Source organism: Chryseobacterium sp. KMC2 (assembly GCF_016756935.1).
In the GTDB taxonomy this organism is placed as follows: domain Bacteria; phylum Bacteroidota; class Bacteroidia; order Flavobacteriales; family Weeksellaceae; genus Chryseobacterium; species Chryseobacterium rhizosphaerae.
Window position 1 is genome coordinate 69,541 of sequence record NZ_JAESIT010000009.1, and the last position, 13,044, is coordinate 82,584.

Below are 13,044 nucleotides of genomic sequence, written 5' to 3' on the forward strand. Positions count from 1 at the left end.
TCAAATAAATAAGCCTGGAAGATTTTAGATATTTCAGCCTATATAAAATGACAGAAGCGACAACTCCACAACAGACCTCAATAAAGAAAATTCTTCCACTGATCCTGGCTACAGCGATTTTTATGCAAATGCTGGATTCAACGATTCTGAATACATCTCTGCCCTCCATAGCAAAGGACCTTCATGAATCTCCACTTAATATGCAGAACGCTATCATCAGCTATGTTCTTACCTTAGCCGTTTTCATGCCTGCCAGTGGATTTTTGGCAGACAGGTTTGGAACAAAAAAAATATTTATTTTTTCTTTAATCCTATTCAGCCTCGGCTCTTTATTCTGTTCCTTGTCTCAGAATCTAACACAGCTTGTGATATCAAGGGTTGTTCAGGGAGTTGGGGGAAGTTTAATGACTCCTGTTGGTAAGCTGGCCCTCATTAAAACCTTTGATAAAAATGAATTGCTTAAAGCGATGAATTTTGCCATTATTCCCGCACTTATCGGTCCGGTACTGGGTCCGTTGGTGGGTGGTTATATGGTTGATTATCTTTCATGGCACTGGATATTCCTGATCAATATACCCATTGGAGTTTTAGGAATTGTTTTGGGATTAAAATTTATGCCGAATTATAAATCTGAGAATGTAGATTTCGACTTAAAAGGCTTTTTAATTTTTGCCGCCGCTTCTCTGTTGCTTTCGGTTTCGTTGGAACTTTTTGGAGATATACAGAACATCACCCCAGTCCTTCTGGTTTTCATTATGGGCTTCCTGTTTCTTTATTATTACTATAAACATGCAAGAAGAGAAGGAAATCCTATTTTCCCTCTGAATTTATTTCAGGTAAGAACGTTCCGTGTAGGAATTGTAGGAAACCTTGCCACAAGACTTGGAATCAGCTCGGTGCCACTACTCCTTCCGCTGATGATTCAGATTGCCTATAAACAGTCTGCCGTTACTTCCGGATGGATCATTGCTCCAATGGCTTTAACGGCAATTTTCGGAAAGTCCTCAGTCATCAAAATTCTTGATAAATATGGCTATCGGCAGACCTTAATGATCAATACATTCATCATTGGAACCCTGATCTGTCTTTTGGCTATTCCTGACATCCATACTTCTTTATACTGGTTTGTTCCTATTATTGCAATTTTGGGGTTCTTTAACTCTATTCAGTTTACTTCCATGAATACAATTTCCATTGCAGATCTCAGAAATTTTCAGACCAGCAGTGGTAATTCTTTAATATCTGTCAACCAACAGCTCGCCATTGGTTTTGGAATTGCTTTCGGGCTGATTGTTTTAAAAATATTTGAAAATACAGATCTTATCAATGGTGAAATTCACAATGCCTTCCGCTGGACTTTTCTCACCGTTGGAATATTAACTATTTTATCCGGCTTTGTTTTCAGAAGGCTTCATGTTTCGGATGGTAAAAATATGAAATCGAAAGAAGACTAATTCATTTTCAAAAGAACACACACCTACAATACTCATTATCTGCCATTTAAATGAAATTCAAAGCTTAATTTTTTGTCATTTCTGGTTGATAAAGATGTATGTCCAAACCATATAATATCTCCATGCATCCATTCATTTACCCGGCAGTTTTCATCTTGCGATCATTTTGTGAGTACACCTGTATTTTCTTACGAACTTAACACAGATCAATGTATTTTAGTCTTAGCTATGGTATTTTTGTGTATATAAATCAACAATATTATGGCAACTAAAAAAGTAGAAATTGTAGTATCTCCTAGACCTGCACATTTTGTAGGTGACGGTTTTAGAGTTCATAATTTTATACCGGGAGTACATGGATTAGACATGAAAAGAATGGATCCATTCATTATGCTTGACTACAATTCAAAATTTCATTTTAACGGCACAGATACACCCAGAGGTGTAGGAGTTCATCCGCATAGAGGTTTTGAAACAGTTACCATTGCCTATAACGGAAAAGTAGAACATCACGACAGTGCCGGTGGAGGAGGAATTATAGGTGAAGGTGATGTACAATGGATGACAGCTGCAAAAGGAGTTTTGCATAAAGAATATCACGAAACTGAGTGGTCAAAAAAAGGAGGAATTTTTCAGATGGTTCAGCTTTGGGTCAATCTTCCTGCAAAAGACAAGATGAGCAGTCCAAAATACCAGGCTATTGAAAATTCCAACATGGAAAGAGTAGATTTAGGGAGCAATGGACTGGTAGAAGTTATTGCAGGAGAATATCAAGGACACAAAGGTCCTGCCACTACTTTCACTCCCATTAACATGATGAATGCAAAACTTAAAGCAGGGGGAAAAGCAGAATTTAATTTCCCGGCACACTTCAATACCACCGCGTTGGTGATTGAGGGAAGTATCATCATCAATGGAGAAGAAAAAGTAAAAGCAGATCATCTGGCACTGTTTAAGAATGAAGGCAACACTTTCACGATCGAAGCTACTGAAGATGCTGTTGTTTTAATTTTAAGCGGTGAACCGATCAGTGAACCTATCTATCCTCATGGTCCATTTGTAATGAATTCCAGAGAAGAAATCATGCAGGCTTTTGAAGATTTTAATACCGGAAAATTCGGTTACCTGGAAGATTAGCAGAATTAAATTTCTCTTAATCTTTACTTATTCCTTTTTTACTAACTTTATATAATGTTAGGTTAACCATAGGATGTTTATTTAATAGACTCAGTATTTAATAAACAATATTTAAAAAATTATTACAGTAGATAATATATGATTTGTTGACAGCCTTACAGACTACAGAAATCTGTAAGGTTTAGTCATCAGTCATTTTTATCCATCAGAGAAGATTTTTCAGCCTATCATTTTTTAATACCACAGTTTATGAAACCAGAATTTGAAAATATACCTCTTGTAAAAGCAGATACAAGATTTGAAATAGAATTTAACGGACATTATGCATTCATTGATTATCGCGAAACGACTCATCAAATTGCACTTATCCATACGGAGGCCGAGCCTGAGCTTGCAGGAACCGGGGCAGCGGTAGCCGTTGTAGAAAAAACATTGAACTTTATTGAGGAAAGCGGAAAGAAACTTTTACCATTTTGTCCTTACGTTTTCGCTTATATCAAAAAACATCCGGAATGGAAGCGTATTGTTGATGAAAAATTTGAAGGATATCATCAACTTTAATTCCATCCTACAAGTATTTCAATTAAATTAAACCATAAAAAAGTATCATTATACAATGTCAAATATTGGACTTATCATCGAAGAAAAAGCAGCAGATATCGGAAATTTCCTGGTAGGAAGACTTCTTCCTTTCCGTGAGAAAAGAGCGGTAGGCCCTTTCGTTTTTATCGACCATATGGGCCCTTCGGAGCTAAAAGATTATCAAAATCTCGATGTTCCACCGCATCCACATATCGGGTTATCAACATTAACTTACCTGCTTGAAGGATCTATTTTTCATAGAGACAGCATAGGAAGTGCGGTTGAAATAAAGCCCGGTGCTGTTAATTGGATGACCGCCGGAAAAGGTGTGGTACATTCTGAGAGAACCCCCGAATATTTAAGACACAGCGATAAAAGGCTTCACGGATTTCAGATCTGGGTAGGTCTTCCAAAGCATCTCGAGCAGTCTGAACCTACTTTTCACCACATCGAAGAAAATGATATTCCAGTTTGGGAAGAGGATGGAATTCAGTACAAACTTATTGCCGGTGAGGCATTTGGAAGAACATCTCCTGTTCCTGTACACAGCAAACTTTTTTTCCTTGAGATTAAAACAAAAGAAGCAAAAAAAATAAGCATAGGAAAAGATCTTTATGGGGAAGCAGCCATGTATGTTCTGGATGGAACAGTAACCACGGATGGAAACTCTTATGGATCAAAACAGCTGATGATTGCAAAGGATACAACACTTTGTGAATTCGAGATGAGTGAAAAAGGAACAGTTTATCTTTTCGGAGGAGAACCTTTTGATGAGGAAAGGTTTATATTCTGGAATTTTGTAAACTCTGATAAAGAGATGCTAGACCAAGCTAAAGTAAACTGGAACGATCAGAATCATGAGGCATTTCCTTTGGTTCCTGGTGACGAGCAGGAATACGTTCCACTTCCTAAAGCTATTTTAAACAGAAAATAAATTCAGCCAGCAGTATAAAAAACCATGAAAATATTAGCATTTGCAGGAAGTACTTCTTCCACTTCCATCAACAGAGAACTGGTAAAGTTTGTCTTAAAGGATTTTCAGGATGAAGAGATCAATTTTATTGACCTCAATAATTTCAGCATGCCTGTTTTTTCCGTAGATCTTGAAAAGAAAGGTTTTCCGGATGAGGCGCATCAGTTTCTCCAAGTGATTGAAGACTGTGATGTCATTATCTGTTCTCTTGCAGAGCACAACAGATCTTACAGCGCAGCATTTAAAAATGTTTTCGACTGGGCCTCAAGGATTAATGTTAAGGTATTTCAGAACAAGCCCATGCTTTTGATGAGTACCTCTCCCGGCGGTTATGGCGGCGGAAATGTAATGAATACAGCCAAAACGTTTTTCCCTCAGTTTGCAGCAGATATCAAGGATACTTTTTCATTGCCCAAATTTTATGAAAATTTCGACCTTGAAACCGGTGTTATCAATCCCGATATGCTGAATGATTTGAAAACTAAGATAGAAAATTTTAAATCTCAGATAAAAGCTAATGAATAAAGGAAGACTGGAAGCATTCAGTGACGGCGTTTTAGCCATCATCATTACCATTATGGTACTTGAACTGAAAGTACCTGAAGGTAGTAGCTGGTCTAGTCTCAAGCCTCTTCTTCCTAAATTTCTAGCCTATATTTTCAGCTTTATCTATGTAGGAATTTACTGGAACAACCATCATCATCTGTTTCAGACGGTAAAAAAAGTAAACGGCAGTATTCTCTGGGCGAATCTTCACCTTCTGTTCTGGCTCTCTATGATGCCTATTGCAACAGAGTGGATTGGAACAACCCATTTTGCCAAAAATCCAGTGGCCGCATATGGTTTCGGGCTTATCATGGCTGCTATTGCCTACACCATTCTGGAGCATGTCATCATCCGGTGTGAGGGAGAAAATTCAAAGCTGAAAGAAGCAATACATTCGAAATATAAAGAATACATCTCTATTATATTTTACGTTCTGGGAATCGCTACTTCATTTTTTTATCCTTATATTGCCATAGGTTTTTATTATATCGTGGCTCTCATATGGCTGATTCCGGACAGAAGAATCGAAAAAACATTAAAAGAAAATTAATATGGAAACACACGAATATCCCAACGGCGACATTACTGTCATCTGGCAGCCTCAAAAGTGTATCCACTCGGCTGTATGTGTAAAAATGCTTCCTAAAGTCTATAATCCTAAAGACAGACCCTGGATAAAAGCAGAAAATGCAACACCTGGAGAACTTAAAGAACAAATAGATCAATGCCCGTCAGGAGCATTAAGTTATAAATTCAACACACAAAAATAATGGCGGTAACAGTAAAAGCTAGTTTAGGAAAAACAAAATATTATACAGAGGTAACAGCTGGTGATAATAAAATCATCACTGACGAACCTATTGATAAAGGTGGGCAGAACAAAGGTTTCAACCCTATGGAAATTCTGGCAACCTCTCTGGCTAGCTGTACAGCGGCCACTTTAAGAATGTATATCGAAAGAAAGGAGTGGGATGTGGAAAACATCAATGTAGAGGTAGAGCTTGAAAATTATCCGCTGACCAAAAGAGCAATTTTCAAAAGAGACATTACCTTTGAAGGAGTTCTGGATGATGAGCAGATGAAAAGACTGCACACTATTGCCGATGCCTGCCCTGTTCATAAAATACTAACCAACGATATAGAAATACTAACTAAATTCTCATAACATGATCGAAGTAAAACAAAACAACGACGAGAAACACGGAAGTTTTGAAGCTTTCATAGATGGAAGACGCGCAGGAATGATGACTTACACTTGGGCAGGAGAAGAAAGATTTATTATTGACCACACTGAAGTGGAAGAAGCCTACAACGGAAAAGGAGTAGGTAAAGAAATGCTTTTGGCAGCTGTAGATTTTGCCAGAAAGAACGGCAAGAAGATTATCCCCCTCTGCCCTTTCGCTAAAGCAAGCTTCCAGAAGAGTGAGGAATTACAAGATGTTTTAGTGAATTAATCACTATTCTCCACCCTTACCATATTAACCTTTCAGTACGTATCTGGAAGGTTTTTTATTTTCCTGTTTTAAATGCAAAACCTGCAAATATTTCATGTTATCAACCTATAAAAATCGACTGTGAAGTAAATTCCTCATTCACGACTGATCTTTTTTATATATTTGCTGAAATTTAAAATATAAGCATGAATTCCGGAACTATCCTTTTGCTATTTGTTTTTATCTATTTCATCGGCCTTTTAGTGATTTCTTATTTCACAAGCCGAAATTCTGATAATCAGTCCTTTTTTATCGGTAATAAAAAAAGTAAATGGTGGCTCGTTGCATTTGGAATGATAGGAACCAGCTTAAGTGGGGTTACTTTTATTTCCGTTCCGGGAACAGTCGGAAAAATGACCGGCTCAGAATATATTTTTGGAGGTTTCGAATATTATATGATGGTGATTGGTTTTTTCATCGGGTATTTTATTGTTGCAGCCATACTCCTTCCATTGTATTATAAGATGAACCTTACTTCCATTTACACCTATCTTGGAAAAAGATTTAATGTGGAAGCCCATAAAATAGGATCTATATTTTTTATCATATCCAGAGCTATAGGTGCTACTGCAAGGTTATATCTGGTGGTGAATGTTTTACAAATATTTTTACTTGAGGGATTAGGTGTTCCTTTTTGGGTTACTGCTCTTGTGCTTTTGCTGATGGTTCTTTTATACACCTTTGAAGGCGGGGTAAAAACTATTGTGATTACGGATACATTACAGACCTCTTTTATGATCATCAGTTTGGTGGCGTGTATTGTCTATATTTTATCCAATCTGAATTTATCATTTGGTGAAGCCTATACTATTTTAGAACAGAAAAACTATACCCATTTTATCAATTTTGATCCCAATTCCAAGACATTTTTTCTAAAAACAATTTTGGGAGGAATCTTCATTACGATTGCTATGACGGGTCTGGATCAGGAAATGATGCAAAAAAACATTTCTGTGGATAACCTTAAGAACTCAAAGAAAAACATGCTGACTTTTGCAGGAACGCTTCTGTTTGTAAATCTTGCGTTCTTATTTTTAGGCGGTTTACTTTATCTTTTTGCATTGCAAAACGGAGCAGAATATGGAGTGATAAATTCTGAAACGGTGACCAATATTTTCGGATTTAAAGACGCATCAGGAAATATAAAAAACATTATGGGTGACGACCTTTTCCCGGCCTTATCACTTCAGGGATATTTCCCGATGGCTATTTCCATCATTTTTATTATCGGTTTAATTTCAGCATTATTCCCTTCAGCAGATGGAGCTTTAACAGCTGTGACAAGCTCTTACTGTGTAGACCTTTTAAATCTTAATGAAGACAAAACCAAATCTGAAAAAGAAAAAAAACACCTTCGTATGAAAGTACATTTGATTTTCACCGTGGTTTTCTTTATCCTGATTATGGTTTTCAAAACGATGAATGATAAATCGATTGTCTATCTTATTATGGAAGTTGCCGGATATACTTACGGACCGCTTTTAGGTCTTTTTGCTTTCGGAATTTTTACCAAATTTAAAATATCAAGAAAATATTCTATTCTTATCGTAACCATTTTAGCTCCTGTCCTTACCTATCTGATCAATTTTGCGGTAACTTCTTATACCGATTACCGGATTGGTGTAGAACTGATTGTTCTGAATGGACTGTTGACGTTTATCGGTTTATGGATGGTAAAGGATAAACAATATTTAAGAGTGGTTTAACCAGACTCATTGAGCCAGTATTAGCTCAATAACCTGATAAATAATAAAAATAATAAAGGCTGTTTTACGAGTAAAACAGCCTTTATTGTATAATTAATATGGTATTTATTCTTTAATCCATTTGATGGTTTTATCCATATTTTTAGTTTTAACATTAATTAAATAATCACCTTTAACTAAGTGGGTTAAATTAAAGGTACCCACTTGATCATGATCCGCTTTATTATTGGACTTGCTCAATACCAATTTACCACTTACATCATAGATCGCAATATCATAGATTTCATTTGAATTGGTAAACTTGATATTCAGAAGGCCTTTGCTTGGATTAGGATACACTACAAATACATCGTTGTTTCCTTTAGTTTCGTTAACCCCTAATACCTTACTAATCGTGAAATTAACAGGGTTAATATTATAAAAGACATTTCCTTCTCCAGCAACCATAATTCTGGCTTGTGCCGTGCTCACATTAGGAATGGTTACAGTTTCCGAGCCATCATTTGGTGTAGAAGCTGCGATCGTGATAGGATACGTAAGACCACCGTCTGTTGAAAGTAAAATACTTACATTGGCACAACTTACAGGAGCTGCAGTTGTATTTGCTACATCCCAGGTTATTGTTTGAGAAGTGTCACCATTCCAGTTTACAGCGGAAGCAGGTGCTGTTACTAAGAATGGTCCTGAATTTCCGTCAACAGTAACAGAGGCATCATCATTGGCAACTCCGCCACAACCGGCATTATTATCTCTTACAGTCAGTCTGAATTCCATAGTTCTTCCATAGGATGGTAAAATTTCTCCTCTGGTAGAAACATTATTGATCACATCTGTAATTTGAGGAAAATATCTGTAAGGAACAGTAGTAGGCATAAATGATCTGAATAAAGGAGCATTTCCGGCTGGAGCATTCCAGTTTCCTGCCGGCCCCGTATCATTTTGTTCCCAACAATAGGTAAGTCCATTATTTTCAGCATCTGTTGCGGAGCCTGTTAATTTAAAAGGAGTACTCTTAGGAATGGTATAATTATTCCCGGCATTTACAATAGGAGCTGTATTGGCAGCAGGAATTGTCACCTGGCATGTTGATGACTGAACTGCTGTTGTGATAGACTGGAATGAGCGGGTATGAAAAATAGAAATACTATTAGGCGCTAAATTATTTATACTGCCACAAATACCTGCATATGCCATAATGGTGATTCCGCTTCCGGGTTCTACAGCATTACTGCTACTACGATTGCCATTACAACTTGATGTGGTTGCGTTAAAAGTATGAGGTCCCCAAAACTGGTGTCCTACTTCGTGAGCAACATAATCAATATCATAAGGATCACCAACAGGGTTAGATTTGCCTGTAATTCCGCTTGCTTTATAATCAGGATCACATATGCCATAACTGGCTAATCCGCCGCCGCCTGTACTAAATGTATGTCCTACATCATAATTTGCAGTTCCAATGATAGCATCAATTTGAGCCTGGCTTTCATCAATTAATGTATAGGCATCATTATTTCCTGCAAAAGGGTCTGTATTGGGATCCGTAAAGATAATACTGGTTTCATTAGGAATTAAGACCAACCTCACAGCGACCTCCTGCTCATATACTCCATTCACTCTGTTGACTGTCGTTACAATCGCAGATAAGGTTTGAGCAACTGTAGGTGTGGCTAACCCTGTGGCGGCTTTTGCATACTCACCGGTACAAGCCACAGCAAACCGGAAAACTCTAATTTGAGTCCCTACGCTTGCGGTAACGGTTTTTTGTACGTTTTTTTTTTCTAATGGTGCATCCTCATCCTTTGTACCGCATATGCTTGGCTGCTTATCAATTAAATCACTTTTTTTGTAAATGATATAATTATTAACGTCATTTTTTACATAAGGATCAATATATGCATCACCACCTACTACAGATTTTATCTGCGCGTGAAACCCGAGTTCCGTAAAATCCAGTTTTACAGTAGCATATGGGTCATCCACCCCCTGTCCTGTAAAAGTAACAATTTGAGGAAACTTATCGGCCAGCTGCGGAGCCATTACCGAAGATTTCCAAATTTTGAATTTTGCTTTGGTCCCGTCCGGCATAGGTAAGACAATAATAGGGGCTTTATCTTTAACATCATTATCTCTCAGTTCCGGAACTGAATTGAAATAACTTTTCATTCCAGCCACATCCAGTTTATAGGTAAGAAACTTCTCGGGCTGTACGGTTCTTTTTTCAGGCTCTGCTTTAATGGACCTTTCATTGATCCCGGTAAAAAAGTCCTGTGCTTTTCCAAGGGAAATGGATAGAATGAAGACCCCCAGATAAAGGAATTGTTTAATTTTCATATTTATAAGTTTGTGGTTTAAAATAACACTCCAAATTACAAATAATTATCAAAACAATAAAATAACAACAAACATTATATTAAAAAAACAGAAAATCAATGGAAGTTTATAAAAAAAGATAAACAAATATGACATTGCTGCAAAATAATCATCCATTTACTTTTTGATCGTGAAAATTTTCTATTTTCCATATTAAGGAGAAGAATGCTTACCTATTCCTGACAGAATTAATGATCGTAAGCTTCTCAGAATTGTCTATTTTAGATATCTTTGCAGCAGATAACAAGTATAACCCCATAAAAAACAAAATTAAAAACTATGAAAAAAATTATTTCAATTTTCGTCTTCATATTAACCCTAGGCTTTGTGAATGCTCAGGATAATTTTGAAGTTTCTACTTTAAGAATTGGCCCATATAAGGTTTTCATGCCAAAAGCTGAAGCTGAAAAAATTTCCGGTACCAAACTGAAGACTTCAGACGGAGATAAAAAAAACATTGTAAAATACAGCGGCGAAACAATCCAAATTGACATTTTCGATAATTACATTAATGAGGCTAATCCAAGCGTTCCTTCCGTTACTTATATGACTACCTCCAGTAAAAAGTTTAAAACTAAAAGTGGAATTGGAGTGGGAAGTACCAGAGATGACCTTATCAATGCTTATAGAAATTATTCCAACTTTAGCGTACGCCCGGATTGGGATCAAAATGGAAAACCGATAAAGGATACCGGTTATTTCACCCTGGAAGACAGCGATGCAGGAACACAGTTGAATTTTAAATTTGTTAATAATATTGTTACTGAAATTTCTGTTTACCTCAACGAGGGCTGTTAAAAGCAGGGAAAATATACACATAAGTCAAAATCCGGATTTTCATATCCGGATTTTTACATTTCCATAAGCCGGTAAAAAATTGTAAATTCGCGTGCAAATAAATCAGATATAATGAGTAAAAGTATTGAAGAGTTAAAATCTCTTACTACACAGATCAGAAGAGACATTTTAAGAATGGTTCATGCTGTTAATTCAGGCCACCCGGGCGGAAGTTTAGGTTGTACAGAATACTTCACAGCACTTTACGGAAAGGTGATGAACTATCATCTTCCTTTTACGATGGAAGGGAAAAATGAAGATCATTTTTATCTATCAAACGGGCATATTTCACCTGTTTTCTACTCTACTTTGGCAAGATTTGATTTCTTTCCGGTGGAAGAACTGAAGACTTTCAGAAAACTGGATTCAAGATTACAAGGGCACCCAACTACTCACGAGGGACTTCCTGGAATCAGAATCGCTTCAGGTTCTCTTGGACAGGGGCTTTCTGTAGCACTTGGTGTAGCACAGGGTAAAAAATTAGACGGAGATCAATCTCTTGTTTACACACTTCACGGAGATGGTGAACTTCAGGAGGGTCAGATCTGGGAAGCTTTAATGTATGCTGCTGCTAAAAAAGTAGACAACATTATCTCTACTATTGACTACAACGGACGTCAGATTGACGGAGATACAGATGATGTATTGAGCTTAGGAAATCTTCATGCTAAACTTGAAGCATTCGGATGGACTGTACTTGAGGAGAAAAACGGAAACGATCTTGAAGCCGTGATTGCTATTCTTGAGAAAGCAAAAACTGAAACAGGAAAAGGAAAACCTGTAGTAATCATCCTTCATACTGAAATGGGTTATGGTGTAGATTATATGATGGGAAGCCACGCTTGGCATGGAAAAGCTCCTAATGATGAGCAGTTGGATGCAGCATTCAAGCAGTTGTATTTAGAAGCTCCGGCAGATTACTAATATCTTAACATCTCGATTAAAAAAATAAAAATGAAATATACATATACAGAAAAAAAAGATACACGTTCAGGATTTGGAGCTGGATTAGCAGAGCTGGCTGACAAAAACCCTAATGTAGTAGCACTTTGTGCAGACCTTATCGGTTCTTTAAAAATGGAGAAATTCATTGAAAAAGCACCTGAAAGATTCTTCCAGATAGGGATTGCAGAAGCTAATATGATGGGTATTGCTGCAGGACTTAGCATTACAGGAAAAATTCCTTTTACAGGAACTTTCGCTAACTTCTCTACTTCAAGAGTATATGACCAGATCCGTCAGTCTATCGCTTATTCTGGAAAAAATGTGAAAATCTGTGCATCTCACGCAGGTCTTACTTTAGGGGAAGATGGAGCTACTCACCAGGTTTTGGAAGATATCGGAATGATGAAAATGCTTCCTGGAATGACGGTTATCAATACTTGTGACTACAATCAGACTAAAGCTGCTACATTGGCAATTGCTGATTTTGAAGGTCCTGTATATTTAAGATTCGGAAGACCGGTAGTTCCTGTATTTATTCCTGAAGATATGCCTTTCGAAATTGGAAAAGGGATTATGCTACAGGAAGGTACTGACGTAACAATTGTTGCAACAGGGCACCTTGTATGGGAATCTCTTGTAGCGGCTGAAGAGCTTGAAAAAGAAGGTATTTCTTGTGAAGTGATCAATATCCACACCATTAAACCTTTAGACGAAGAGATCATCTTAAAATCTGTTGAAAAAACAGGAAAGATCGTTACTGCTGAAGAGCATAACTACCTTGGTGGTTTAGGAGAGTCTGTTGCAGGAATGCTTGCAAGAAAAAGACCTACAAGACAGGAATTTGTAGCAGTAAATGATACTTTTGGAGAATCTGCAACGCCTGCTGAGCTGATGAAGAAGTATAAAATTGATGCTGAAGCTGTAAAAGAAGCTGTAAAAAGAATTTTAGCGAACTAAGATACGCTATAACATTATTATAAAAACCCGGCTGTTTCTTC

At 37.1% G+C, this 13,044-nt stretch carries 14 protein-coding genes; 13 read left to right on the forward strand and 1 reads right to left on the reverse strand.

Translation table 11 applies throughout. The features are described 5' to 3' along the window. The first annotated feature begins 47 nt into the window (after positions 1-47). The 10 genes from JML65_RS12225 to JML65_RS12270 all read left to right on the forward strand — a co-directional run bounded on the left by JML65_RS12225 (position 48) and on the right by JML65_RS12270 (position 7,891). On the forward strand, positions 48-1,454 hold the full coding sequence (locus JML65_RS12225) for an MFS transporter (RefSeq protein WP_202271020.1): 1,407 nt from the start codon (positions 48-50) through the stop codon (positions 1,452-1,454). A 261-nt stretch (positions 1,455-1,715) separates the two neighbouring features. Beyond that, positions 1,716-2,591: a pirin family protein gene (locus JML65_RS12230; protein ID WP_202271021.1), complete on the forward strand. Its 876-nt coding sequence runs from the start codon at positions 1,716-1,718 to the stop codon at positions 2,589-2,591. Positions 2,592-2,840: 249 nt separating this feature from the next. Next, positions 2,841-3,152 carry a GNAT family N-acetyltransferase gene (locus tag JML65_RS12235; RefSeq protein ID WP_047489077.1) on the forward strand — a complete coding sequence of 104 codons (312 nt, stop codon included), beginning with the start codon at positions 2,841-2,843 and terminating at the stop codon, positions 3,150-3,152. Positions 3,153-3,207: 55 nt separating this feature from the next. After that, positions 3,208-4,107 carry a pirin family protein gene (locus JML65_RS12240; protein WP_115920906.1) on the forward strand — a complete coding sequence of 300 codons (900 nt, stop codon included), beginning with the start codon at positions 3,208-3,210 and terminating at the stop codon, positions 4,105-4,107. Positions 4,108-4,131: 24 nt separating this feature from the next. Continuing rightward, a complete protein-coding gene (locus JML65_RS12245; RefSeq protein WP_202271022.1) occupies positions 4,132-4,671 on the forward strand; it encodes an NADPH-dependent FMN reductase in 540 nt (179 codons plus the stop codon). Further along, positions 4,664-5,242 (forward strand): TMEM175 family protein, encoded by a 579-nt coding sequence (locus JML65_RS12250; protein WP_047489088.1) that lies wholly within the window; start codon positions 4,664-4,666, stop codon positions 5,240-5,242. The genes JML65_RS12245 and JML65_RS12250 overlap by 8 nt, the downstream gene beginning before the upstream one ends. A gap of 1 nt (position 5,243) precedes the next feature. Beyond that, positions 5,244-5,462, forward strand: a complete 219-nt coding sequence (locus tag JML65_RS12255; protein ID WP_047489091.1) for a (4Fe-4S)-binding protein — start codon at positions 5,244-5,246, stop codon at positions 5,460-5,462. Then, the gene (locus tag JML65_RS12260; protein ID WP_047489096.1) at positions 5,462-5,857 is read left to right on the forward strand and encodes an OsmC family protein; all 396 of its coding nucleotides are present in this window, start codon (positions 5,462-5,464) and stop codon (positions 5,855-5,857) included. The genes JML65_RS12255 and JML65_RS12260 overlap by 1 nt, the downstream gene beginning before the upstream one ends. A gap of 1 nt (position 5,858) precedes the next feature. After that, entirely contained in the window at positions 5,859-6,146 is a 288-nt protein-coding gene (locus tag JML65_RS12265) for a GNAT family N-acetyltransferase (RefSeq protein WP_002984420.1), read from the forward strand. Between the two features lie 185 nt (positions 6,147-6,331). Beyond that, positions 6,332-7,891 (forward strand): sodium:solute symporter, encoded by a 1,560-nt coding sequence (locus JML65_RS12270; protein ID WP_202271023.1) that lies wholly within the window; start codon positions 6,332-6,334, stop codon positions 7,889-7,891. Positions 7,892-7,996: 105 nt separating this feature from the next. Here JML65_RS12270 and JML65_RS12275 read toward each other — a convergent pair whose 3' ends face one another. Further along, positions 7,997-10,225 (reverse strand): reprolysin-like metallopeptidase, encoded by a 2,229-nt coding sequence (locus tag JML65_RS12275; RefSeq protein ID WP_052188613.1) that lies wholly within the window; start codon positions 10,223-10,225, stop codon positions 7,997-7,999. A gap of 318 nt (positions 10,226-10,543) precedes the next feature. Here JML65_RS12275 and JML65_RS12280 point away from each other — a divergent pair, with 318 nt between their 5' ends. The 3 genes from JML65_RS12280 (at position 10,544) to JML65_RS12290 (ending at position 13,003) form a co-directional block, all read left to right on the forward strand. Continuing rightward, on the forward strand, positions 10,544-11,062 hold the full coding sequence (locus JML65_RS12280; RefSeq protein ID WP_202271024.1) for a hypothetical protein: 519 nt from the start codon (positions 10,544-10,546) through the stop codon (positions 11,060-11,062). Between the two features lie 108 nt (positions 11,063-11,170). Continuing rightward, entirely contained in the window at positions 11,171-12,025 is an 855-nt protein-coding gene (locus JML65_RS12285) for a transketolase (protein WP_262484699.1), read from the forward strand. Positions 12,026-12,055: 30 nt separating this feature from the next. Next, positions 12,056-13,003, forward strand: a complete 948-nt coding sequence (locus tag JML65_RS12290) for a transketolase family protein (protein ID WP_047489107.1) — start codon at positions 12,056-12,058, stop codon at positions 13,001-13,003. Positions 13,004-13,044: the final 41 nt, after the last annotated feature.

Bases quoted from the DNA above. Each gene is read 5' to 3' on its own strand.
- JML65_RS12225 (WP_202271020.1), top strand. From the start codon at position 48: ATGACAGAAGCGACAACTCCACAACAGACCTCAATAAAGAAAATTCTT.
- JML65_RS12230 (WP_202271021.1), top strand. From the start codon at position 1,716: ATGGCAACTAAAAAAGTAGAAATTGTAGTATCTCCTAGACCTGCACAT.
- JML65_RS12235 (WP_047489077.1), top strand. From the start codon at position 2,841: ATGAAACCAGAATTTGAAAATATACCTCTTGTAAAAGCAGATACAAGA.
- JML65_RS12240 (WP_115920906.1), top strand. From the start codon at position 3,208: ATGTCAAATATTGGACTTATCATCGAAGAAAAAGCAGCAGATATCGGA.
- JML65_RS12245 (WP_202271022.1), top strand. From the start codon at position 4,132: ATGAAAATATTAGCATTTGCAGGAAGTACTTCTTCCACTTCCATCAAC.
- JML65_RS12250 (WP_047489088.1), top strand. From the start codon at position 4,664: ATGAATAAAGGAAGACTGGAAGCATTCAGTGACGGCGTTTTAGCCATC.
- JML65_RS12255 (WP_047489091.1), top strand. From the start codon at position 5,244: ATGGAAACACACGAATATCCCAACGGCGACATTACTGTCATCTGGCAG.
- JML65_RS12260 (WP_047489096.1), top strand. From the start codon at position 5,462: ATGGCGGTAACAGTAAAAGCTAGTTTAGGAAAAACAAAATATTATACA.
- JML65_RS12265 (WP_002984420.1), top strand. From the start codon at position 5,859: ATGATCGAAGTAAAACAAAACAACGACGAGAAACACGGAAGTTTTGAA.
- JML65_RS12270 (WP_202271023.1), top strand. From the start codon at position 6,332: ATGAATTCCGGAACTATCCTTTTGCTATTTGTTTTTATCTATTTCATC.
- JML65_RS12275 (WP_052188613.1), bottom strand. From the start codon at position 10,225: ATGAAAATTAAACAATTCCTTTATCTGGGGGTCTTCATTCTATCCATT.
- JML65_RS12280 (WP_202271024.1), top strand. From the start codon at position 10,544: ATGAAAAAAATTATTTCAATTTTCGTCTTCATATTAACCCTAGGCTTT.
- JML65_RS12290 (WP_047489107.1), top strand. From the start codon at position 12,056: ATGAAATATACATATACAGAAAAAAAAGATACACGTTCAGGATTTGGA.